The following is a 23,234-nucleotide window of genomic DNA, read 5'->3' on the forward strand; positions in this document are numbered from 1 at the left end:
CACGACTGAGCGACCCGCGACCCCACAGCGAGGAGAGGCCCATGTGCCTGGCGGTACCCGGCAGAGTGCTGGACATCGAGGAGCGCGACGGCACCCGGATGGCCACCGTCGACTTCGGCGGCGTGGTCAAGGAGGTGTGCCTGGAGTACCTGCCGGACCTCCAGGTCGGCGAGTACGCCATCGTCCACGTCGGTTTCGCCCTGCAGCGGCTGGACGAGGAGTCGGCGAAGCAGACGCTGGAGCTCTTCGCCGAACTCGGCATGCTCCAGGAGGAGTTCGGCGACCCCTGGGAGATGGCGGCGGCGGAGGCGGGCGTGGAACCGGTGGAACCGGTGGAAGGGGTGCGTGGCCAGTGAAGTACATCGAAGAGTTCCAGGACCCGGAGCTGGCCCGTCGGCTCCTTGACGACATCCGGGCCACGGTGACCAGGCCGTGGGCGCTGATGGAGGTGTGCGGAGGACAGACGCACAGCATCATCCGGCACGGCCTCGACCAACTCCTGCCGGACGAGGTCGAGTTGATCCATGGGCCGGGCTGTCCTGTCTGTGTGACCCCGCTGGAGGTCATCGACAAGGCGCTGGAGATCGCCTCGCGGCCGGGGGTGATCTTCTGCTCCTTCGGCGACATGCTGCGTGTGCCGGGCACCGGCCGGGACCTGTTCCAGGTGCGCGGCGAGGGCGGGGACGTACGCGTCGTCTACTCGCCGCTCGACGCCCTGCGGATCGCACAGCAGAACCCGGACCGCGAGGTGGTGTTCTTCGGCATCGGCTTCGAGACGACCGCGCCCCCCAACGCCATGACGGTCCATCAGGCCCGCAAACAGGGCATCAAGAACTTCAGCATGCTGGTGTCCCATGTCCGCGTCCCGCCCGCCATCGAGGCGATCATGTCGTCGCCGAGGTGCCGGGTGCAGGGCTTCCTCGCGGCCGGGCACGTGTGCAGCGTGATGGGCATGGGGGAGTACCCCGAGCTGGCGGAACGCTTCCGGGTGCCGATCGTCGTGACGGGCTTCGAGCCGCTCGACATCCTCGAAGGCGTCCGCCGGACCGTACGGCAGCTGGAGCGCGGTGAGCACACCGTCGACAACGCCTATGCCCGTGCCGTGCGCGCCGAGGGCAACCCGACCGCCCGGGCCATGCTGGAGGACGTCTTCGAGGTCACCGACCGTGCCTGGCGGGGCATCGGGGTGATCCCCGACAGCGGCTGGCGGCTGTCGCCGAAGTACCGCGACCACGACGCGGAGCACCGCTTCTCCGTCGACGGGATCCGGACCGAGGAGCCTGCGGAGTGCCGTAGCGGAGAGGTTCTGCAAGGCCTGCTCAAGCCGCACGAGTGCGAGGCCTTCGGCACTCTGTGCACCCCCCGTACGCCGCTGGGCGCCACCATGGTCTCCAGCGAGGGCGCCTGCGCGGCGTACTACCTGTACCGGCGGCTGGACGTGCCCGCCACCGCGCCGGCCCGGGAGGCGAGCCCCGTTGTCTGACACGACCGATCTTCCCGCCCCGTCCCTCGACGTCGAGGGGTGGACGTGCCCGGCGCCCCTGCGCGACCGGCCGCGTGTCGTCATGGGCCACGGCGGCGGCGGAGCCCTCTCCGCCGAACTGGTCCAGCAGATCTTCGCCCCTTCGTACGGCGGCGAGGCGCTCTCCCAGATGGGCGACGCGGCCGTGCTCTCCCTGGGCGGGGCCCGGCTGGCGTTCTCCACGGACTCCTACGTCGTACGGCCGCTGTTCTTCCCCGGCGGCAGCATCGGCGACCTGGCGGTCAACGGCACCGTCAACGACCTTGCGATGAGCGGGGCCCGGGCCGCCTACCTCTCCTGCGGATTCATCCTGGAGGAGGGCGTCGAACTGGACACGGTCACCCGGGTCGCCGAGGCGCTGGGCGCGGCCGCGCGCACCGCCGGCGTGGAGGTGGCGACCGGTGACACGAAGGTGGTGGAGGCCGGACACGGCGACGGGATCTACCTCAACACGGCCGGCATCGGTGTCGTCCCGGCGGGTGTCGACCTGCGTCCGCAGCGGGTCGTCCCCGGCGACGTCGTGATCGTCAGCGGCGCCGTCGGTGTCCACGGGGTGGCGATCATGAGTGTCCGCGAGGGCCTGGAGTTCGGCGTGGAGATCGAGAGCGACTGCGCGGCGCTCGGCGGCCTGGTCGACGCCATGCTCGCGGTCACCGCCGATCTGCACGTGCTGCGCGATCCCACCCGGGGCGGCCTCGCGGCCTCCCTCAACGAGATCGCGGTCGCGTCCGGCACGGGCGTCGTCATCCGGGAACGCGACGTCCCCGTCCCGCCCGCCGTGGCGGGCGCCTGCGCCATCCTCGGCCTGGACCCCATGTACATCGCCAACGAGGGCAAGCTGGTGGCCTTCGTCCCGCGCGAGCACGCCGACGCCGTTCTGGCGGCGATGCGGGCCCACCCCCTGGGCGCGGACTCGGCGATCATCGGTGAGGCCGTCGAGTCCCACCCCGGCATGGTCGTGGCCCGGACCGGGCTGGGCGGAACCCGCGTGGTCGACCTTCCGCTCGGGGAGCAGTTGCCGAGGATCTGCTGAACCGGATCCGGGCGTCGCGGGAGCCGGCGGTCGGACGGCCGGGGCAGCCGGCTGACCCGGCCCCGCTCCAGCCGGCTCTCCGGGCGACGAGGAACGGCGGGCTCGGCACACGCGTGGTCGGGCGGTCGAGCGGCGGTCCGCGTGATCGGACGCGCGGGCGTGCCACAGCACCCGCGCCTGCCGGGTGTCGGCTCGTGGTCGACTCGGTCGGCGAGGGGTGCGGCGCCCGCAGGAGCGGGTCGGTGGCGGGCGCCGGAGTGGGCGGGAGACCCGGGGCGGGGTCGTGGCCCGGAGCGGCTGAGGCACGTGGCGCGAACGGTGCTCAAGTGATGCCTCTCGGACCCGGCGGGTCGGGCCTTCGTCGGCTACAGTCGCTGCTGGGCGGACGACCCGGCTCCGCCGCCATGAAAGTGATCGGCCTGCGGTGCATCGTGGCCCTGGTGCTGTCGATCGGTGCCTCCTGTAGAGCCCTGATGTGCCCTCGCGGTGGGCAGTCCGCCTGAAGTGCAGGTCAGAGGGGTGTCTTGGGGGCAGCATGCGATTGAGAGTGGAGTTCACCACCGAACCCTTCGACCTCGACGAGGCGCCCGCGCACGCGCTGGTGGCCCGTGAGGTCATCGAGGCGGCCGAGCTCGACGAGGTGGATGTCGGCCCGTTCGGCAACACGGCGGAGGGCGGTGCCGACGCCGTGCTCACCGCCCTGGACGCCCTGCTGCGCAAGACCCTGGAGGCCGGTGCCACCCGGATCTCCCTGCAGATCAACGTGATCGGGGAGGGCGAGCAGTGACCGGCACCGGCGAGGAGCCCTTCATCGCGGCCGTGAAGCCGCTGGTCGACGCCATGGGCGGCGAGATAATCCCGCCGGACGAGGCCGGCGCCGAGGATGTCGTGCTCTCCTGGGACGGCGCCGACGTCCTCGCCGTACGCCTGCCTCAGCTGGCCGACTCCCTGGACCACATCCTGGCCGCCATGGAGCGCCGCAAGGGCAAACCGCTGGCCGACCTGGACCGCAAGGCCAAGCAGGAGGTCGTGCGGATACTCGAGGCGCGCGGTGCCTTCTCCGTGCGGCACGGCGTGGAGACCGTGGCGAGCGCGCTCGGGGTGAGCCGCTTCACGGTCTATAACTATCTGAACCGTGAGAAGAACGCTTGAACCGGGGGAAGTGCGTCTGAACCGGGGGAAGTGTGCCTGAATCGGGAGAGGGGCGTCTGAGGCCTGGGGGGAGAACGGCTGAGGCAAACCCGCTCGTGTTTCGGCGGCGCGAATTTTCAACAAAGTGTTGACGTCTCGTCGTCGTAGGGCGTTAGCTATCGGCACGCCCGTTCAGCACGAAGGCCCTTCGCGGCCACGGAGGCTCCCGTGACGTCGAATTCCACGCCCCCGGGCCTGGCCCGGTTCAACGCCCTGGAGGAGCACGCGGCACATGCCGCTCTCCACGAGGCGTGCGCCGCCACGGCATGGGTCAAGCGGCTGCTCGCCGACCGCCCCTACGCCACCGCCGACGCCCTCTACGAGGCCAGCGACGCCGCCATGGCAGCGCTGACCGCCGAGGACCTGGCCGAGGCGATGTCCGGGCACCCGCCGATCGGCCGCCCCAAGCCGGGCGACCCGACCTCGGCCCGGGAGCAGCGCGGCATGGCCGGCGCCTCCGAGGAACTCAAGTCGGAGATGCTCGAACTCAACCTGGCCTACCAGGACCGGTTCGGCCATGTCTTCCTGATCTGCGCCACCGGCCGGACCGGTGAGCAGATGCGCGACGCGGTCAAGGAACGGATCGGCAACTCGCCGGAGCAGGAGCGGGAGATCGTCCGCACCGAGCTGGGCAAGATCAACCGTATCCGGCTCGCCCGCATCGTCGAAGAGGACTGACAGCAGCATGAGCACCAGCACCACCGCCTCGGTGTCCACCCACATCCTGGACACCAGCATCGGCCGCCCCGCGGAGGGCGTCGCCATCCAGCTGTCCGCCCGCTCGGGCCGGGACGCGGACTGGCAGACGCTCGGCGGTTCCGCGACCGACGCCGACGGGCGGTGCAAGGACCTGCCGGCCCTGCCGGAGGGGACCACACACGTACGGCTCGACTTCGCCGTGGAGCCGTATTTCGAGAAGAAGCAAGCCGATGCGCAGCAGGACGCCCCCGCGAATCGGGACAGCGGTGCCGTGTTCTTCCCCGAGGTGGCGATCACCTTCGCCGTGAAGCCCGGGGAGCATTACCACGTGCCGCTGCTGCTCAACCCGTTCGGCTACTCCGTTTACCGAGGGAGCTAGCAGACATGCCCACGATCCTGGGACAGAACCAGTACGGCAAGGCCGAGAACCGAGTCGTAAAGATCACGCGGGACGGCGCCACCCATCACATCAAGGACCTCAACGTATCCGTGGCGCTCTCCGGCGACATGGACGAGGTCCACTACTCCGGCTCGAACGCCAACGTCCTGCCGACCGATACCACCAAGAACACGGTGTACGCGTTCGCCAAGGAGCACGGCATCGAGTCGGCCGAGCAGTTCGGCATCCATCTGGCGCGGCACTTCGTGACCAGCCAGGAGCCGATCAAGATCGCGCGGATCCGCATCGAGGAGTACGCCTGGGAGCGGATCGACGCCTCCGACGCCAACTCCCAGTTCATAGGCGCGGACGAGGTCAAGCACTCCTTCGTCCGCAAGGGCCAGGAGACCCGGGTCACCCAGATCACCTACGACGGTGAGAAGTGGGAGGTCGTCTCCGGCCTCAAGGACCTCGTCGTGATGAACTCGACGAACTCCGAGTTCTGGGGCTACGTCAAGGACAAGTACACGACCCTCAAGGAGGCGTACGACCGCATCCTGGCCACCCAGGTCTCCGGCCGCTGGCGGTTCAACTGGACCGACGACGAGCAGCGGATGCCCAACTGGGAGAAGTCCTACGAGCAGACCAAGAAGCACATGCTCCAGGCCTTCGCCGAGACGTACTCGCTGTCGCTGCAGCAGACCCTGTACCAAATGGGTGCGCGCATCATCAACAACCGCAGCGAGATCGACGAGGTCCGCTTCTCCCTCCCGAACAAGCACCACTTCCTGGTGGACCTGGAGCCGTTCGGGCTGAAGAACGACAACGAGGTGTACTTCGCCGCCGACCGTCCCTACGGCCTGATCGAAGCCACCATCCTGCGGGACGGCTGCGAACCGAAGATCCCGGTGGACCTCACCAACCTGTAAGCCGACAACTCCATTTCGGCACCCGCGGCCGGAGGGGCGAGCCTGTGAGGCTCCCCGGCCGCGGTACTCAAATCCCCCAGGGTCCTGCCGTGCCCTCCGCTTCAGCACACATCGTCGAAAAGGGACGAATCATGGCAGCAGCCCAGCGCATCGTCATCGAGAACTGTGCGATCGCGACAGTGGACGCGAGCGACACCGAGTACGCCACGGGTCATGTCGTCATCGCGGACAACCGCATCGAGTCGCTCGGCGCGGGCAAGGCCCCGGAGGGCCTGGAGAACGTCGTACGCCGTATCGACGCCACCGGGCACCTGGTGACCCCCGGTCTGATCAACACGCACCACCACTTCTACCAGTGGATCACCCGCGGCCTGGCCACGGACCACAACCTCTTCAACTGGCTGGTCGCCCTCTACCCGACCTGGGCGCGCATCGACGAGCAGATGGTGCGCTCCGCCGCGCAGGGCTCGCTGGCGATGATGGCCCGCGGGGGCGTCACCACCGCCATGGACCACCACTACGTCTTCCCGAAGGGCTCCGGCGACCTGTCCGGCGCGATCATCGGCGCCGCCCGTGACATGGGCGTCCGCTTCACCCTCGCCCGCGGCTCCATGGACCGCAGCGAGAAGGACGGCGGGCTGCCGCCGGACTTCGCCGTCGAGACCCTGGAGGGTGCGCTCGCCGGGACCGAGGCGACCGTCAAGGAGCACCACGACTCCTCCTTCGACGCGATGACCCAGGTCGCCGTCGCCCCGTGCTCGCCGTTCTCCATCTCCACCGAGCTGCTCAGGCAGGGGGCCGAGCTGGCCCGCCGGCTCGGTGTGCGCATGCACACCCACGGTTCGGAGACCGTGGAGGAGGAGAAGTTCTGCCACGAGTTGTTCGGCATGGGCCCGACCGACTACTTCGAGTCCACCGGCTGGCTCGGCGAGGACGTGTGGATGGCGCACTGCGTCCACATGAACGACTCCGACATCGCCGCCTTCGCCCGGACGAAGACGGGTGTCGCGCACTGCCCGTCCTCCAACGCCCGCCTCGCGGCCGGCATCGCCCGTGTCCCCGACATGCTGGCGGCCGGCGTCCCGGTCGGCCTCGGCGTCGACGGCACGGCGTCCAACGAGTCCGGCGAGCTGCACACCGAACTGCGCAACGCCCTGCTGATCAACCGCCTCGGCGCCCACCGCGAGGCCGCACTGAACGCCCGGCAGGCGCTGCGGCTCGGGACGTACGGCGGTGCCCAAGTCCTGGGCCGCGCCGCCGAGATCGGCTCGCTGGAGCAGGGCAAGCTGGCCGACCTGGTGCTGTGGAAGCTGGACACGCTCGCCCACGCCTCCATCGCCGACCCGGTGACCGCGCTGGTCTTCGGCGCGGCGGCCCCGGTCACCGCGTCGTTCGTGAACGGCCGCCAGATCGTGGAGGACGGGCGGCTGCTCACGGCCGACGAGGACGCGATCGCCCGCTCGACGCGGGAGGAAGCGCAGCGCCTGGCGAGGATCGCCGCGCAGTAACTCCGTACCGCGAACTCCGTATCGCCGTACGGCACTTGATCTCCGGCCAGGAGGGACGGCTCCCGGCCGGTAGCCGTGGACCCGAGCGGGGTCCATGGCGGCCGTCGCCGGGGCGCGTGTTGGACGCACGCGCCCCGGAACGGTCTCCGTTTCCCCCAGAACGGGCCCGTCCCCGGTCCCGCACGACCATTTGCACCACCTCCATGAACCCACGTCAAAGCCGACGTGTTCAACCGACCGGAGGAGAGCCGCAGTGTCCGCCCAGAAGTCCGCTCACCCAGTCGACGAGAAACTCCCCGCCCTGAAGATGGCGACCACCGGTCTTCAGCACGTGGCCGCCATGTACGCGGGAGTCGTCGCCCCACCCCTGATCGTCGGCGCGGCCATAGGCCTGTCCGCCACCGACCTGACCTTCCTCACCGGTGCCTGCCTCTTCACTGCGGGCCTCGCCACCTTCCTCCAAACCATCGGCGTCTGGAAGATCGGCGCCCGGCTGCCGTTCGTCAACGGCGTCACCTTCGCCGGCGTCGCCCCGATGACCGCGATCGCCGCCTCCACCGAGCACAAGTCCGACGCCCTGCCGATCATCTTCGGCGCGGTGATCGTGGCAGGCCTCCTGGGCTTCCTGGCCGCCCCCTTCTTCAGCAAGGCGGTCCGCTTCTTCCCGCCGGTGGTGACGGGTACGGTCATCACCCTGATCGGCATCTCCCTGCTCCCGGTCGCCTTCGGCTGGGCCCAGGGCCCCAACCCGGCGGCGCACGACTACGGTTCGGCGACGAACCTGGGCCTTGCGGCCGCCACCTTGCTGATCGTCCTGCTTCTGCGCCGCTTCACCACCGGCTTCGTCAAGCAGATCGCCGTCCTGCTCGGCCTGGTCCTCGGCACGCTGATCGCGATCCCGTTCGGCGTCACGGACTTCGGCCCGGTGGCGGACGCGGACGTGATCGGCTTCCCGACCCCGTTCCACTTCGGCGCCCCGCAGTTCCAGCTCGCCGCGATCATCTCGCTGTGCGTGGTGATGGTGGTGTCGATGACCGAGTCGACGGCCGACATGCTGGCGCTGGGTGAGATCGTCGAGCGCCCGGCCGACGAGAAGACCATCGCGGCGGGTCTGCGCGCCGACACCCTCGGCTCGGCGATCAGCCCGCTCTTCAACGGCTTCATGTGCAGCGCCTTCGCGCAGAACATCGGCCTGGTGGCGATGACGAAGATCCGCAGCCGGTACGTCGTCGCCGTGGGCGGTGGCTTCCTGGTGCTGATGGGCCTGTGCCCGATGGCAGCGTCGCTCATCGCGGTCGTACCGCGCCCGGTCCTGGGCGGCGCGGGCGTCGTCCTGTTCGGTTCGGTGGCCGCCAGCGGTATCCAGACCCTTGTCCGGGCCGGCCTGGAGAAGGACAACAACGTCCTGATCGTCGCTGTCTCGCTGGCCGTCGGCATCGTCCCGATCACGGCGCCGGAGTTCTACCACGCCTTCCCGGAGACGGTGCGGATCGTGCTGGACTCGGGCATCTCGACGGGGTGCGTGGCGGCGGTGGCGCTCAACCTCGTCTTCAACCACCTGGGGAGGGGCCGGGACGCGCAGGACGTCACCCACCCCATGGAGGCGGGGGAGGAGATCACCGGGTCGGCGACCCGGGCCCCGGCCACGCCATGAGGTTGGCGAACAGCTCGGCCTGCTCGACGGCGTCGTCCAGCGCATGGTGGGTGTGACGGCGCCTCGACAGCAGCTCGCGCGGCATCGTGCCCTTCGCCACGGCCCGCAGGGGCAGACCCGCCTTCGTCGCGTACAGCGTCTTCATGTCCATACAGCCGGAGTGCCCGAAGGGGCTCGCACCGGTGAACCGGATCAGATACCAGTACAGGAAGGTCCAGTCGAACGACGCCGGATAGCCGGCCATCACCGGCTGGGCGCCCGCGCTCACCTCGCGCACCCATGCGGTGAACTCGGTGAGCGCGGCGGCAGGTTCGGCACCCTCGGTGCGGAGCCGCTCCCGGTCCAGGCCGCTCACCGCCAGGGCCTCAGGTACGAACTCCTCGCTGATCGGGCGGAGTTCACGGTAGAAGGTGTGCTTCTCCGGGTCGGCCGCCGTGAATGCGTCGGCGTCCTGCACCCCGGCGACAGCGGCGCCCAGGCTGAGCATGGAGTACGGCCCCGGGATCGGGCCGTCGGCCTCGATGTCGACGGAGATGTAGAGGCTTGGTTTCGTGCGTCGTGCGGACATGGTGGGGGAGCATCCCAGGTGTACGGGGCTTCCCGCATCCGAATTCCCCGCACGGCGACACACGCTCGCCCCGGCGGAACTCCGCGAGTCCTGCCGGGGCGAGTCGTACCGAGGTGCCGGGTCAGCGGGTGTAGGTGACCCGGTGCTCCTTCAGGGCGCCGCAGTTGGAGCCCGTGACCTGCACGTACACGTTGTTGATGTGGCCGCCCCAGTCGACACAGTGGGCCTTGCCGTAGACGTAGGTCGGTCCGGCGTACGACGTGTAGCGACCGTAGTCCTCGTCGTACTCCTCGGTGTCGGGGACGTAGACCCACGCGGACATGTCCACGGCGGTGCCCGGGTTGGTGCGGATGGTCGCCACGCAGTTCTCGCCGTTGGAGGCGTTGTACGTCAGGTAGACGGTGCCCAGCGAGCCGACCGGCGCCGAGTTCACGGTCTTGTAGCCGCTGCCGCAGACCTTCTGCGGCGTGGTGTTGGGCGCGGCGGAGGCGGGCGCCGTCAGGGCGGCCGTGGTCCCCACCGTGAGGGCCGCTAACGCGGCGGCGGACATCACAGAACGGGTGAATCGCATATTTCCCCCTAGTGACCATTGCGGGTGGTTGCTCCTGCATGATGTGACCCGCGGGGGATGCGAATGGTTGTGCTCAGTTCTGTTGTTCCCTCAGAGCCCGAACAGGCTCGGATCCGAGGCCAGTTCCTTGAAGTAGTCCTGCGGGTTGGCCACCATCCTGCGTTCCTTGAGATCCAACAGGCCGCCGACCGCCGTGAGTTCGGCCGCCACGGTGCCGTCCGTCTTGCTCATGATCTGCCGGATACGGAAGGTCTTGCCGCCGGACCACTCGAAGGCGCAGGTCACGTCGACCTCGTCACCGGCGAGCAGCTCCCGCTGGTACCGGATGGTCGTCTCCAGTGCGACGGGACCGACCCCCTTGCCTATGAGGCCCGTCTGGGTGATGCCCGCGGCCTGGAGCAACGACCAGCGGGCGTGCTCGGCGTAGTTGATGTACACGCTCTGATTGACGTGCCCCTGCACATCGGTCTCATAGCCGCGGACGGTGATCCGGACGGAGAACGGCTCGCTCACTGCTTCCCCTTGTCGCATTCGATGCCCTGTGCACTGATCGTTGCATGCAAGTCATGCCCGCCGCGGGGAAGCCAGCAAATATCGCACCCTTGTGCGGGGTTCGGTGTACTCGCCGACCTGCCAACCCGCCTCCTCCAGTGTGGCCGCGCAGGCCCGCAGGCGCGCGCCGTCGGGCTCGCGCACGGCGACGGCCTCCGGCTGCGGGGTCGCCCGCACCCGGTACCCCTCCTCGGAGTCCGGCTCGGCCGGAGGATGCCCGGCGGCCTCCAGCGCCAGCGCGGCGGCCTGCACCAGATGCGTACGCTCCCACGCGCACGGTCGGTCCATGGCCCCGTCCGGATGGGTCATCCGGCGCAGCTCCAGCAGCCCCTGCCAGGCACCGCGCACCTCACGCAGCCGGGCGGGGCCCGATTTCGGGGCGGCCTCCTCGCCGCCGATCCGCGCGGCGAACACACCGCCGGCCGCCGGAGCCTCGGACTCCGAGGGCGCCGTCGGCTCCGCATCCCGTGCCCGATGCCCCGCCGGCGTCAGAAAGTGATCGTGCGGCGGGCGCGGGTGCCGGAAGGCCAGCCCTCGCTTCACCAGCGCCGCGAGCTGCGCCTCCGTACCTCTGACCCGCCCGGTCACGGGGTCGGCGGCATCGATGACACGTCGCTGAGCTGCGGTCGGCGGTCTCGTCACGGCGTGCTCCTCCCCGGGCGCCAGGACACCGACCCCACCCCCTGTGAAGGCGTCGGCACCATCTGCTGGGAAGGCTACGACCCGGGTCTGACATTCCACCCCGAGATCACCGGCCGCCCATGCTCGGTGCCCAGTCGGCACAGCGCCCCCGTGGCCAGCTGGAACAGCGCCCCGTCCGCCGGCGGCAGCCCGAGCCGGCGGGCCGTGAGTACGCGCAGGAAGTGCCCGTGTGCCACGAGCATCACATCCCCGTCGTGGTCGCCGAGCGCCGCGTCCACCTTCGCCAGCATCCGGTCGGCACGCTCCCCGACCTGCTCGGGGCTCTCCCCGGGATGATCGGGCGGCCCGGGCGTGACCCCGTCCGTGAACAGGAACCACTCCGGCCGCTCGCGCTGGATGTCGACGGTGGTGATCCCCTCGTAGCCGCCGTAGTCCCACTCGCGCAGATCCGCGTCGACCCGCACGTCGTCCAGCCCGATCAGCTCGGCCGTCTCCCGCGCCCGCTGCAGCGGGCTGACGAAAACGGCACCGATCCGCTGCGACCGGATCAACGGCACCAGCCCCCGCGCCTCCTCCCGCCCGTGCTCGGTGAGAGGCACATCCGTCCATCCCGTGTGCCGCCCGGACCGCGACCACTCGGTCTCACCGTGCCGGACGAGAAAGAGGTCAGTCACGTGCGCACCCTTCCAGCTCACCTCCCCGGCACCCTGCCACAGGTGCGCGGCGGCCCGCAGGACGGACTGGGCCGGACGGCCGATCGTGCGAGCGCCGGGCGCACGTAAGGGATGAAGCGCCTCCCGTCAAGCGACGAACAGTCGGGGCTGGGGCGCCTGCCGGTCACAGGGGGAGCGTGGCAGACGACCGCCCGTGCGACCGCCGGAGCGGGGAGCGGACCGCGGAGGAGGACACATGTACCGCTGGCTGGGTGCCATGGCGATCCGTCGTCCCCGACTGGTCCTGCTCGCCGCGCTGGGCTTCCTCGTCCTGTCGGTGGTGGTCGGCTCGGGAGCGCCGGACCGGTTGAAGACCCAGGGATACGACGACCCGTCGTCCGACTCGAGTTTCGCGGCCCGCATGACCGCCGAGTACCGGGGGACGGCTCCGAACCTGGTCGTGGTGGCGCGGGCCCCCCAAGACGGTGTCGACGGCCCTGCCGCCCGCAGCGCCGGGCGGGAACTGACCCGGCGGCTCGCCGCCCAGCCACAGGTGAGCGACGTGTCCTCGTACTGGAACGGTGGCGCGGCCGAACTGCGCAGCCCGGACGGCCGCTCGGCCCTGCTGCTCGCACACGTCGACGGCGAGGGAGAGCAGCTCGGCTCCCGCGCCGAGCAGGTGCGCGAGACCCTGTCGGCCCCGACTGCGGATGGATGGTCCGCACTGACGGTGCACGTGGGTGGGGCGGCGCTCGCCGAGGCCGAGATGCAGGACATCACCGGCTCCGACCTGAAGCGGGCCGAGGCCGTCGTCCTGCCGGGCACGCTCGTGCTGTTGGTCCTGGTGTTCGGCGGTGTGGTGGCCGCGGCCCTGCCCCTGCTGATCGGGATCCTGGCCATCGGCGGGACCCTGCTGGTCCTGAGCCTGCTCGGCAGCGTCACCGATGTGTCGGTGTTCGCGCTGAACCTCGCCACCGCGCTCGGCCTCGGCCTCGGCATCGACTACGGGCTGCTGATCGTCTCCCGGTTCCGGGAAGAGCTCGCCGCGGGGCACGCGCCGCGCGAAGCCGCCCTTCGGACCGTGAACGCCGCGGGACACACCGTCTTCTTCAGCGCCGCGACGGTCTGTGCGGCGCTGGCGACCCTGCTGGTCTTCCCGCCGTACTTCCTGCGCTCCTTCGCCTACGCGGGCATGGCCGTGGTGGCCGTCGCGGCGGTGGCGGCCACCACGGTCCTGCCGGCCCTGCTGGTGCTGCTCGGCCGGCGCGTGAACGCGTGCGCGGTGCCGTGGCGCCGCAGCGTCAGGGCCGGCTCCGCCTCGCGATTCTGGGAGCGGCTGACCCGGATCGTCGTACGCCGCCCGCTGCTCGCCGCGCTTCCGGTCCTGGCCCTGCTGGCGGTGCTCGCGGCGCCGTTCACACACGCCGGGTTCGCGACCCCCGACGACCGGGCGCTGCCGCAGAGCGCGTCCAGCCGGCAGGCCGGGGACCTGGTGCGCAGCGAGTTCGCCGGCGGGAACGCGGGCGCCCTCACGGTGTTCACCACCAGCCCCACGCCCGAGGTCGCGCTCGACTACGCCCCACGGCTGTCCGCCCTGCCGGACGTGGCCGAGGTCAGGGGGCCGTCCGGAGTGTGGCGTGACGGTGAGCCGGTCGCCGAACCCGGCCGTGCCGCGACCGGCCCCGCGCCGTCCGAAGCCGGCGCTCCGGCGATCCTCTCGGTGGTGCCCTCGGTCGACCCGCGCTCGGACGCCGCCCAGCAACTGGTCCGCGACATCCGCAGGACGCCCACGCCCGCGGGCACCGAGATCCACGTCGGCGGTCCCAGCGCGGTGCTGGTCGACGCCAAGGACACGATCGCCGGGCGGCTGCCACTGGCGGCAGCCATGATCGGCGTCAGCACGTGCGTGCTGCTGTTCTTCTTCTCCCGCAGCCTGCTCCTTCCGCTGAAGGCGATCGCGCTGAACTGCCTGAGCCTCGCGGCGGTCCTCGGCGCCATGGTGTGGATCTTCCAGGACGGACACCTGGGGACCCTGCTCGGCTTCACGCCGGGACCGCTCAGCACCACCATGCCGGTGCTGCTGTTCTGCATCGTCTTCGGGCTCTCCATCGACTACGAGGTCTTCGTCCTGGCCCGCATCAAGGAGGCGCACGACGCCGGGCGGGACACGGCCGACTCGATCGTGACCGGGGTGGCCCGTACCGGCGGCATCGTCACGGCGGCCGGGGCCCTGCTCGCCTTCACCCTGCTGGGCTTCGGCACCTCCGAGGTGGCCCTGCTGCAGTTCTTCGGGATCGGCGCCGGCTTCGGCGTCCTCCTCGACGCGACCCTCGTGCGCGGAGTCCTCGTACCGGCGCTCATGCGGCTCGCCGGCGCCCTGAACTGGTGGGCGCCGCGTGCCCTCGGCGGCAGGACGCCGACTCGCCCGCCCCCGCTCCCTTGGCCTCCTCCACCACCCCCTCCGCCCCCGCCCGAACCCCTCTCCCACGACCCGTCCCGCACCGCCGCCCGCCTCGGGCACCCGAGCCAGAGCAGGTTTCCCCATGACTGACATCGCCCATGACAGCCCCGATGACATCGCCATAGTCGGACTCGGCTGCCGCTTTCCCGGCGCCCGCGACAGCCAGGCGTACTGGAAGCTTCTCCTCGACGGAGAGCGGCAGTTCGCCCCGGTCCCCAAGGACCGCTGGAACCACGACACGTTCCACGCACCCGCCGACCGGCGCGCAGACGACTCCGCGTACACCGACCAGGTCGCCTTCCTGGACGATGTGGACCGCTTCGCCGCCCTGCACTACGGCCTGCCGCCCCGCCGCGTTGAGGCCATGGACCCGCAGCACCGTCTGATGCTCGACGTGACCCGCGAGGCCCTCGACGACGCAGGGCTGGGCCGGGGAGGCTTCGACCGGGAGAGCACCGGCGTCTTCTTCGGCCTCTCGGTGTCCGACTACAAGGAGCTCATGGCGGCCCGCCTGCGGGCCATGACCCTGGCCGACGGGTCGCTCGGCGGCGCGGCCGACCCCGGCCTCCTGCAGGCTCTGAAGGAGGCGGCCACCGAGCAGCTCGGCCCCGTCCAGGCCTTCGCCCTGCCGGGAAGCCTGCTCAACATGGCGCCCGCCACCGTGAGCCGGCACTTCGACCTCGGCGGCCCCAGCTTCGCCGTCGACGCCGCCTGTTCCAGCGCCCTCGTGGCCCTCGACCAGGCGGTCCTCCACCTGCGCAGCGGGTCCTGCACGACGGCTGTCGTCGGCGGTGTCTACCTCAGCCTCACCCCGGACAGCCTCGTGGGCTTCTCCCGCCTGGGCGCCCTGTCGGCCAGCGGGGTGTGCCGCCCGTTCGACGAACGGGCCGACGGCTTCGTCCTCGGCGAAGGCGCCGGCGCCGTCCTCATACGGCCGCTTCAGGACGCCCTCGCCGCCGGTGACCGCGTCTACGCCGTCATCAAGGGCATCGGCTCGGCGAACGACGGCACCACCCCCGGACCCCTGGTGCCCAACCCCGAAGGCCAACTGCGGGCCATGCGCCGTGCCTACGCCGACGCGGGAGTGCCGCCCTCCGCCGTGGGCTTCATCGAGGCGCACGGCACGGGCACCTCCGTCGGCGACCGCGTCGAGGTGGAAGCGCTGCGCCGGCTGCGGACCGAGCACGCGGGCGGGGACCCCGGCCCGTGCCACCTCTCCTCGGCCAAGGCCCTCATCGGGCACTCGCTGTCCGCGGCCGGCATCGCCGGGCTGATCAAGACGGCCCTGGTCGTGCACCGCCGTACGGTCGTGCCTCAGCCGGACTTCAGCCCCCACCCGGATCTCGGGCTGGACGCCGCCGGTCTGCGTATCGCCGACACCGCCCGGCCGTGGCCGGACGGCGACGCCCCGCGCTGCGCGGCGGTCAGCTCGTTCGGCTTCGGCGGTACGAACGTCCATGTGGTCCTCCAGGAGGCCCCGGCACCGGCCCCCGCACTACGGCCGGTCCGCACCAGGTCCGTGGCCGAGCCCCACCTCGCCCTGATCTCGGCGGGCGGGCCGGAGACGCTCCAGGAGCACATCGGGGCGCTGCTCGACACCCTGGAGCACACGCCCACGCCGTCGATGGCCGAGGTCGCCCACACCCTGGGCGGGCGCGAGCCGCTGCCGAGCAGGCTCGCGATCGTGGCCGCCGACCCGGCCGAGTTCACCGAGCGGCTGCGGCGGGCGCGTCGGCAGCTGGCCGACGGCGCCCGGGGCGATCTCGGCGACGGTGCCTTCGCCGCCGACGCTCCGCTGCCGCCCGCCGAGCGGCGTATCGCCTTCGTCTTCCCCGGTCAGGGGAGTCAGCGGCCGGGCATGATGCGGGACCTCCACCAGAGGTTCCCCGAGTTCCGGCAGGCCGTCGACGGGCTGGGCGCGGTGGCCCGGCGGGCCGCAGGCGTCGACGTCGCCGGTCTGCTGTACGGCGGGACGGCGAACGGCCTCGACGAGGACCCGGAGCTCGGGCGGCGGCTGTCCCGCACGGAGGTGTGCCAGCCCCTGCTGGGCACCGTGCAGATCGCCGCCACCCGGCTGCTGGCCGCGTGCGGGGTCGAGCCCGACCTGGTACTCGGCCACAGCGTCGGGGAGTTCGCGGCGGCCGCGGCGGCCGGTGTGCTCACCGACGACGAGACCGTACGGCTGCTTGCCCACCGCGGTGCGGTGCTGCGGGACGCCGAGGGCGAGCCCCGTGGCGGGATGCTTGCCGTGCAGGCCGATGAGGAGACCTGCCGTGAGCTCGTGCGGGACATCGACGGCGTATGGCTCGCGTGCTTCAACCAGCCGCGGCAGATCGTGGTCAGCGGCGGCAAGGAGGGGCTCGACGCGCTGCGCCGCGTGTGCGTGGAGGCAGGCGTCGTGGCGGCCCCGCTCGACGTGTCGAACGCCTTCCACTCCCCGCGGCTGGCGCGCGCCGACGACGCCATGCGCACGGACCTCGAACGGCGTCCCCTCGCCGCTCCCCGCATGCCGTTCGTCTCGGCGGTGAGCGGGACGGTGTGCGACGAGCCCGAGCTGCTGCGCGAGCTGTGGTCGCGGCACGCGTCCGCACCGGTCCGCTTCGGTGACGCCGTGCGCGCCGCCCACGACGCGGGCGCCCGCGTCTTCCTCCAGGTGGCGGGCGGCGGTTCGCTCCTCACCTCGGTCCGCCGCAACCTCGCCGACCAGGGCGACGTCCACGTCGTCGCCGCCGACGGCACGGCGCCGGACGACACGTACGGGTTCCTGTGGGCCCTCGCCCGGCTCGCGGTCCTGGGCGTCCCGGTCGACCCCCGGGCCCTGGTGCGGGAGCGGGAACGCCGGCTGCTGGACCTGCCGGTGGCCCGGCTGGAGGCGCAGCCCTACTGGGTGCCGCAGGCGCGGCCCGCGCGCGACGAGCCTCGCCGCGGCGCCCCCGTTCCGACCCCGCCCGACACGTCGACGGGCGACCCGAACCAGGAAGACCGGATGACCGAGGAGAACCCGATGACCAAGGAGAACCCGATGTACGAACTGCTCGACCTCATCCAGCAGCAGGTGTCGGCTCTCAGGCGCCTCAGCGAGACGCTGCCCGCAGCCGCTGCTCCGGCCCCCGCTCCCGCCCCCGCCCTCGCTCCCACCCCGTCCTCCCAGCCGTGCGCCCCACCCGGTGCCGGCGCCGGTGACGAGGCGCAGGACGCCGTGTTCGAACAGGTCGCCCGCATCAGCGCGTTTCCGGTGGACCATCTGCGCGTCGACCAACTGCTCGTCGAGGAACTCGGGTTCGACTCGCTGATGCTGACCGACCTGTTCGCCTCGCTCAAGCGACGGTGGCCGTCCCTGACGGTGGACGAGGGATGTGCCCGGCCGACCGTCGGAAGCGTCGTCGCGATGATCACGGGCACCGCCGAGACGGCCGAACCGGTCACACCTCCCCTCACAGCCCCCGCCACCACAGCCCCCGCCCCCGCGGTCCCCGCACCCCCCGAGGAGCAGACCCGCATCGAGTGCTTCCCGGAGGTCACCGCACACCACGAGCGCATGGACACACTGCGCCGACTCCAGTTGCCCAACCCCTACTTCCTGGTCCACGAGGGCGGCATGACGGACCGGACGGTCGTCGACGGCCGGGAGCTCATCTCCTTCTCCGGCTACAACTACCTGGGCCTGGCAACGCACCCGCAGGTGACCGAGTCGGTGAAGGAAGCCGTCGAACGGTGCGGTACGTCGGCGTCAGCCAGCCGGCTGCTGTCCGGGAGCCGTCCGCTCCATGTGCGGCTGGAGACCGAACTCGCCCGCACGCTCGGGACGGAGGACGCGATCACCATGGTGAGCGGACACGCCACCAACGTCACCGTGATCGGGCATCTCGTCGGGCCGGGTGATCTGATCGTCCACGACGCGCTCGCCCACGACAGCGTCCTGCAGGGCTGCCGGCTCTCCGGCGCGACCCGGCGTCCCTTCCCGCACAACGACGCCGGAGCCCTGGACACCCTCCTCACCCAGGTCCGTCACCAGTACCGCCGGGTGCTCGTCGTGGTCGAGGGCGTGTACAGCATGGACGGCGACATCGCCGCCCTACCGGACCTCATCGAGGTCAAGCGCCGGCACGGGGCGCTGCTGATGGTCGACGAGGCGCACAGCATCGGAGTGCTGGGAGCCACCGGGCGGGGTGTCGGCGAGTACTTCGACGTCGAGCGGTCGGACGTCGACCTGTGGATGGGCACCCTGTCCAAGGCCCTGGCCGGGTGCGGTGGTTATGTCGCCGCGAGCCACGCCGTCGTCGAGTACCTCAGGTACACCGCTCCGGGCTTCGTCTACAGCGCGGGCATGACGCCCGCCAACACGGCCGCCTCGCTGGCCGCGCTGCGGCTGATGCGGGCCGAGCCGGAGCGGCTCGCGCGGCTGAGGGACAACTCCGCGCTGTTCGTGCGTCTGGCCCGCGAGGCGGGCGTCGACACCGGGGACAGCCACGACACACCGATCGTGCCGTGTGTCGTCGGGGATTCGGAGCACACCCTGCGGCTGGCCAGGGCGCTCTTCCGGCGGGGCGTCAGCGTCAACCCGATCCTGTATCCGGCGGTCCCCGAGGAGTTGGCCCGGCTGCGGTTCTTCGTCACGTGCGACCACACGCCCGACCAGATCCGGTTCACGGTGGCGGCGTTGCAGCGGGAACTGCGGGAACTGGGGGAGCTGCGGGACGTCGGCGTCGCCCGCGCCGCGTGACCCCGCGCCGCGTGACCCCGCGCCGACGTCCCCGCGCCGACGTCCTCGCACCGCGCTACTGGCGGTACCCGCTCAGGAACCGCCCGATCCGCCCGATCGCCGCCTCCAGGTCCTCCGCGTACGGAAGGGTCAGGATCCGGAAGTGGTCCGGGGTCGGCCAGTTGAAGCCCGTGCCCTGGACGACCTGGATCTTCTCCCGGAGCAGCAGGTCCAGGACGAACTTCTCGTCGTCGTGGATCTTGTGCACCTTGGGGTCGAGGCGCGGGAAGGCGTAGAGCGCGCCCTTCGGCTTCACGCACGACACGCCCGGGATCTCGTTGAGCTTCTCCCAGACCACGTCGCGCTGTTCGCGCAGACGGCCACCGGGATTGGTGAGCTCCCGGATCGACTGGCGACCGCCCAGGGCGGCCTGGATGGCGTACTGCGCGGGCGCGTTGGCGCACAGGCGCATGGAGGCCAGCATCGTCAGGCCCTCCAGATAGTCCTTGGCGTGCTGCTTCGGGCCGGTGACCACCAGCCAGCCGGAGCGGAAGCCCGCCACCCGGTACGTTTTCGACAGGCCGCAGAAGGTGAGGACCACCAGATCGGGGGCGAGGGCGGCGGCCGAGTGGTGCACGGCGTCGTCGTAGAGGATCTGGTCGTAGATCTCGTCGGCGAAGACCATGAGGCCGTGGCGGCGGGCCAGGTCGAGGATGCCCTCGACGATCTCCTTGGGGTAGACCGCGCCGGTGGGGTTGTTCGGGTTGATGATGACCAGGGCCTTGGTGCGGTCCGTGATCTTCGAGGCCATGTCGTCCAGGTCGGGGTACCACTCGGCCTGCTCGTCGCAGAGGTAGTGCACCGCCTTGCCGCCGGCGAGGGTCGTCACCGCCGTCCACAGCGGGAAGTCCGGGGCGGGGATGAGGATCTCGTCGCCGTCCTCGATCAGCGCCTGTACGGCCATGGAGACCAGCTCGGACACGCCGTTGCCGAGGAAGACGTCGTCGACGCCGACCTCCAGGCCGAGCGTCTGGTAGCGCTGGGCGACGGCCCGGCGGGCGGAGAGGATGCCGCGCGAGTCGGTGTAGCCGTGCGCCTGGGGGAGCATCCGGATCATGTCCTGGAGGATCTCCTCCGGCGCCTCGAAGCCGAAGAGCGCGGGGTTGCCGGTGTTGAGGCGCAGGACGCTGTGACCCGCCTTCTCCAGTGCGTCGGCGTGCTCGATCACCGGGCCGCGGATCTCGTAGCAGACCTCGCTGAGCTTGTTCGACTGCCGGAACTCCATGCGCGCTCGCCCCTCCGGTTTCGTGTGTTGCTTGGTTTTACCAAGTTCGAGCTTGGAAAGTCCAACAACATGTCTAGACTGCGTCGCATGTCACCTCGCCGAAGCTACGACCAGTACTGTTCCACCGCCCGCGCACTCGACGTGGTCGGCGACCGCTGGACCCTGCTGATCGTCCGGGAACTGCTGGCCGGCCCGCGGCGCTACACCGACCTGCATGCCGACCTGCCGGGCGTCAGCACGGATGTACTCGCCTCTCGGCTGAAGGACATGGAACGGGACGGCATCAGCACCCGCCGCCGGCTGCCGCCGCCCGGAGCGGCGTATGTGTACGAACTCACCCCGCGCGGGCGCGCGTTGCTGCCGGTGCTCCAGGCGCTGGGGGAGTGGGGCCAGGCCGAACTCGGCGAGCGGCGCCCCACCGACGCCGTACGCGCGCACTGGTTCGCGCTGCCGCTGCTGCGCGCCCTGCGGGAGGACGGGGACGGCGAGGGCCTCGTCGAAGTCCGGCTGGAGGAGGGGGACTTCCATCTGTACGTCGGTGCCGAGGACGGGCCGGTCTACGGGGACGGGCCGGCTCCGGGAGAGCCCGATGCGCGGCTGGTCCTCGACTCCGGGACGTGTGAGGCGGTCGCGCGAGGGGAGTTGAGTGTGGCCGACGCCGTGCGGGGCGGGCGCATAGAGGTGGCAGGGGACGGCACATTGGCCAAGGCCCTGCGTGACGGCTGAGCGACGGACAGCCCGCGTCCGTACGAAGACGAACAGCCCGCCGTACGAAGACGTACGACGGGCTGTCCCGTTCTCCTTGACGAGCCGTCAGGCGCCCGGCGGCACCCGCGACGGCCGCCCCGACCCGCGGGTCAGCGCGTACCCGCCGATCCCCGCGAGCGCGGCCAGCACACCGCCGATCGCCGTCCACACCCATCGGTCGGACCACCAGCCGGAGGCCCAGCCGTCGCTGGGTTCGAGGCTCGCGAGCAGGGCTTCGTCGGTCGACTCGTCGTCGCCCTGGGAGGCCGCCCCGGCGCCCGGCACCAGCGGCTCCGCCAGCGCCCCGTCCACCGCAGCCGATCCGCCGATGTCCTTGGCGTCGACCCGGACCTCGGCGTCGACCGGCAGCCCGAGGTCGGAGGTGGGCACGTCCACGGCCGTCAGCCGGATGTAGTACGTGCCCGGCAGCGGGTCGTTGCCCCACGGCTCCGACCAGGCCCGGACGGTGCGCAGCACGCAGGTCAGCTCGGCCGAGGCGGCGTCCGCCGCTGCCGTGCGCGTCTGGGCCCCGGACTGGCAGGACTGGCGGCGCCGCAGGCCGTCGTAGACGTCGATCTGCCAGGTCTCGGCGGCGTGGGTGTCGGGCAGCTTCACCGTCGCCTTGACGGTGGGGCGCTGTCCGGCGTCCGCCGGGAACGACCAGTACAGGAAGTCGCCCGTGGAGGCGCCGGCCGTGGCCGTCTGCCCCTGCTCGATCTCGGTCGCCGTACGGAAGGAGGTGCCCGCCTCGGTCGGCGCGCCGCCGTCCTCCGAAGCGCTCGGGGACGGCGAGGAATCGGCGACCGCCGGGGCGACCGCCAGCCCGAGCATCAGCATCGCGGCGCTCAACACACGTGTGATCCGCATCAGTTGGTCCTCCAGACCGCGACCCGCCAGCGTGACACCCAGCCCCAGACGAGACCGGCGAGGAAGCCGGTGAGGATCAGTCCGCCGAGCAGCCACCAGCCGCGCCCGAGGCCGAAGGAGGCCACATCGCTCGACTGCGCCGGCCCGTCCACGACATCGACCGTCAGCTCCAGCGGCAGACCGGGCGTGCTCTGCACCCCGGAGCCCGCCGAGAAGGAGTGGGTGACCTGGAGGCACACGGTCTCGGCGGTCGCGGTGTCCTCGTCGTCGACCTCGGCCTTCGGGTAGCGCAGGCCGGTCGACATGACATCCGTACGGCCGTTGCCCGCCGCCTCACCGCGCACGATCTCGCGGCCGTGGACCGTGACGGCCCGCAGCAGCACGCCGTACGACGGGTTCACGGCCCGGTCGGCCGACACGCTCACCGACGCGCGCAGCTCCTGGCCGGGCTCCACGTCCACGCGGTACCAGCGCTGCTGCCCGAACTCCTCGCGGTCGGTGTACAGGCCGGACTTCAGCGTGGGCGCCTTCGCGCACTGGTCCGCGCCCGTCGTCGCGACCGGCGTCACCACCGGGTCGGCCGCCCGGTCCACCAACTGGTTGACCTTGTCGGTGAGTTCCTCGGTGTGCTCGACCGAGGTGAAGGTGCCGCCGGTCGCCTCGGCGATGCAGCTCAGCTGCCGGCGCATCTTGGTGTTCGGGACCAGGCCGAGGGTGTCGATGGTCAGGCCGATGCCCTTGGCGGCGATCTCCCGGGCGACCTCGCACGGGTCGAGCGGGGCGCAGGTGTCCTCGCCGTCGCTGATCAGCACGATGCGCTTGGAGCCCTCACCGCCGTCGAGGTCGTCGGCCGCCTTCAGCAGCGCGGGGCCGATCGGCGTCCAGCCGGTCGGTGCCAGGGTCGCCACCGCCGCCTTCGCCTCGGTGCGGTCGAGAGGGCCGACCGGGTAGAGCTGTGCGGTGTCCTTGCAGCCCGTTTTGCGGTCGTCGCCCGGGTAGTCGGCGCCCAGCGTGCGGATGCCGAGCTGGACCTCCTCGGGGGTCGCGTCGAGCACTTCGTTGAACGCCTGCTTCGCCGCGGCCATCCGCGACTGGCCGTCGATGTCCCGCGCCCGCATCGAGCCGCTCACGTCGAGGACGAGGTCGACCTTGGGCGCCATCGCGCTGGTCTCATCGGCAACCGCCCCGGTCGGGAACGCCATCCCGGCCGCGAGCGCGGCGAGCAGGGCACAGGCCCCGGTCGCCAGCCGTGTTCTTGTGATCATCGGCGG

General features: G+C 71.3%; 21 protein-coding genes. 13 read left to right on the forward strand and 8 right to left on the reverse strand.

The annotated features are described in order from the left end of the window. Positions 1–41: 41 nt before the first annotated feature. The 10 genes from BLU79_RS11435 (at position 42) to BLU79_RS11480 (ending at position 8,915) form a co-directional block, all read left to right on the forward strand. On the forward strand, positions 42–356 hold the full coding sequence (locus BLU79_RS11435; protein WP_093905589.1) for a HypC/HybG/HupF family hydrogenase formation chaperone: 315 nt from the start codon (positions 42–44) through the stop codon (positions 354–356). Continuing rightward, positions 353–1,483 carry a hydrogenase formation protein HypD gene (gene hypD, locus BLU79_RS11440; RefSeq protein WP_093905590.1) on the forward strand — a complete coding sequence of 377 codons (1,131 nt, stop codon included), beginning with the start codon at positions 353–355 and terminating at the stop codon, positions 1,481–1,483. The genes BLU79_RS11435 and hypD overlap by 4 nt, the downstream gene beginning before the upstream one ends. Then, positions 1,476–2,555, forward strand: coding sequence for a hydrogenase expression/formation protein HypE (gene hypE / locus BLU79_RS11445; protein ID WP_093905591.1), 1,080 nt, complete (start codon positions 1,476–1,478; stop codon positions 2,553–2,555). The genes hypD and hypE overlap by 8 nt, the downstream gene beginning before the upstream one ends. Before the next feature lie 535 nt (positions 2,556–3,090). Continuing rightward, positions 3,091–3,342: a YkoF family thiamine-binding protein gene (locus tag BLU79_RS11450; protein ID WP_093905592.1), complete on the forward strand. Its 252-nt coding sequence runs from the start codon at positions 3,091–3,093 to the stop codon at positions 3,340–3,342. Continuing rightward, complete coding sequence (locus BLU79_RS11455; RefSeq protein ID WP_093905593.1) at positions 3,339–3,707, forward strand: helix-turn-helix domain-containing protein; 369 nt, start codon at positions 3,339–3,341, stop codon at positions 3,705–3,707. The genes BLU79_RS11450 and BLU79_RS11455 overlap by 4 nt, the downstream gene beginning before the upstream one ends. Before the next feature lie 207 nt (positions 3,708–3,914). Beyond that, complete coding sequence (uraD, locus tag BLU79_RS11460) at positions 3,915–4,424, forward strand: 2-oxo-4-hydroxy-4-carboxy-5-ureidoimidazoline decarboxylase (RefSeq protein ID WP_093905594.1); 510 nt, start codon at positions 3,915–3,917, stop codon at positions 4,422–4,424. 7 nt (positions 4,425–4,431) lie between these two features. Next, the gene (gene uraH / locus BLU79_RS11465; protein ID WP_093905595.1) at positions 4,432–4,824 is read left to right on the forward strand and encodes a hydroxyisourate hydrolase; all 393 of its coding nucleotides are present in this window, start codon (positions 4,432–4,434) and stop codon (positions 4,822–4,824) included. Between the two features lie 5 nt (positions 4,825–4,829). After that, positions 4,830–5,753 (forward strand): factor-independent urate hydroxylase, encoded by a 924-nt coding sequence (gene pucL, locus BLU79_RS11470; RefSeq protein ID WP_093905596.1) that lies wholly within the window; start codon positions 4,830–4,832, stop codon positions 5,751–5,753. 131 nt (positions 5,754–5,884) lie between these two features. Then, entirely contained in the window at positions 5,885–7,261 is a 1,377-nt protein-coding gene (locus BLU79_RS11475; RefSeq protein WP_093905597.1) for an 8-oxoguanine deaminase, read from the forward strand. A 307-nt stretch (positions 7,262–7,568) separates the two neighbouring features. Then, the gene (locus tag BLU79_RS11480; protein WP_093906013.1) at positions 7,569–8,915 is read left to right on the forward strand and encodes a nucleobase:cation symporter-2 family protein; all 1,347 of its coding nucleotides are present in this window, start codon (positions 7,569–7,571) and stop codon (positions 8,913–8,915) included. Here the strand turns inward: BLU79_RS11480 and BLU79_RS11485 are convergent. The 5 genes from BLU79_RS11485 to BLU79_RS11505 all read right to left on the reverse strand — a co-directional run bounded on the left by BLU79_RS11485 (position 8,878) and on the right by BLU79_RS11505 (position 11,922). Next, positions 8,878–9,483 carry a 3'-5' exonuclease gene (locus tag BLU79_RS11485; RefSeq protein WP_093905598.1) on the reverse strand — a complete coding sequence of 202 codons (606 nt, stop codon included), beginning with the start codon at positions 9,481–9,483 and terminating at the stop codon, positions 8,878–8,880. The genes BLU79_RS11480 and BLU79_RS11485 overlap by 38 nt on opposite strands. Before the next feature lie 121 nt (positions 9,484–9,604). Then, entirely contained in the window at positions 9,605–10,054 is a 450-nt protein-coding gene (locus BLU79_RS11490; protein ID WP_093905599.1) for a spore-associated protein, read from the reverse strand. A 90-nt stretch (positions 10,055–10,144) separates the two neighbouring features. Beyond that, entirely contained in the window at positions 10,145–10,567 is a 423-nt protein-coding gene (locus tag BLU79_RS11495) for an acyl-CoA thioesterase (RefSeq protein ID WP_093905600.1), read from the reverse strand. Positions 10,568–10,618: 51 nt separating this feature from the next. Then, positions 10,619–11,248: a hypothetical protein gene (locus tag BLU79_RS11500; protein ID WP_093905601.1), complete on the reverse strand. Its 630-nt coding sequence runs from the start codon at positions 11,246–11,248 to the stop codon at positions 10,619–10,621. Positions 11,249–11,322: 74 nt separating this feature from the next. Beyond that, a complete protein-coding gene (locus tag BLU79_RS11505; RefSeq protein ID WP_093905602.1) occupies positions 11,323–11,922 on the reverse strand; it encodes a histidine phosphatase family protein in 600 nt (199 codons plus the stop codon). 235 nt (positions 11,923–12,157) lie between these two features. Here BLU79_RS11505 and BLU79_RS11510 point away from each other — a divergent pair, with 235 nt between their 5' ends. Both BLU79_RS11510 and BLU79_RS11515 read left to right on the forward strand, forming a co-directional pair. Beyond that, the gene (locus tag BLU79_RS11510; protein ID WP_093905603.1) at positions 12,158–14,452 is read left to right on the forward strand and encodes an MMPL family transporter; all 2,295 of its coding nucleotides are present in this window, start codon (positions 12,158–12,160) and stop codon (positions 14,450–14,452) included. Continuing rightward, on the forward strand, positions 14,445–19,085 hold the full coding sequence (locus BLU79_RS11515; RefSeq protein ID WP_093905604.1) for a type I polyketide synthase: 4,641 nt from the start codon (positions 14,445–14,447) through the stop codon (positions 19,083–19,085). Before BLU79_RS11510 ends, BLU79_RS11515 begins: the two co-directional genes overlap by 8 nt. A gap of 55 nt (positions 19,086–19,140) precedes the next feature. Here the strand turns inward: BLU79_RS11515 and BLU79_RS11520 are convergent, their stop codons facing one another. Then, the gene (locus tag BLU79_RS11520; protein ID WP_093905605.1) at positions 19,141–20,349 is read right to left on the reverse strand and encodes a pyridoxal phosphate-dependent aminotransferase; all 1,209 of its coding nucleotides are present in this window, start codon (positions 20,347–20,349) and stop codon (positions 19,141–19,143) included. Between the two features lie 87 nt (positions 20,350–20,436). Here BLU79_RS11520 and BLU79_RS11525 point away from each other — a divergent pair, with 87 nt between their 5' ends. Further along, on the forward strand, positions 20,437–21,075 hold the full coding sequence (locus tag BLU79_RS11525) for a winged helix-turn-helix transcriptional regulator (protein WP_093905606.1): 639 nt from the start codon (positions 20,437–20,439) through the stop codon (positions 21,073–21,075). A gap of 87 nt (positions 21,076–21,162) precedes the next feature. On the opposite strand, the gene BLU79_RS11530 is transcribed toward BLU79_RS11525, so the two are convergent. Next, positions 21,163–21,963, reverse strand: a complete 801-nt coding sequence (locus tag BLU79_RS11530; protein WP_093905607.1) for a hypothetical protein — start codon at positions 21,961–21,963, stop codon at positions 21,163–21,165. Further along, positions 21,963–23,228 (reverse strand): VWA domain-containing protein, encoded by a 1,266-nt coding sequence (locus tag BLU79_RS11535; protein WP_093905608.1) that lies wholly within the window; start codon positions 23,226–23,228, stop codon positions 21,963–21,965. Before BLU79_RS11535 ends, BLU79_RS11530 begins: the two co-directional genes overlap by 1 nt. Positions 23,229–23,234: the final 6 nt, after the last annotated feature.

This window comes from Streptomyces sp. cf386 (genome assembly GCF_900103585.1).
GTDB lineage: Bacteria > Actinomycetota > Actinomycetes > Streptomycetales > Streptomycetaceae > Streptomyces.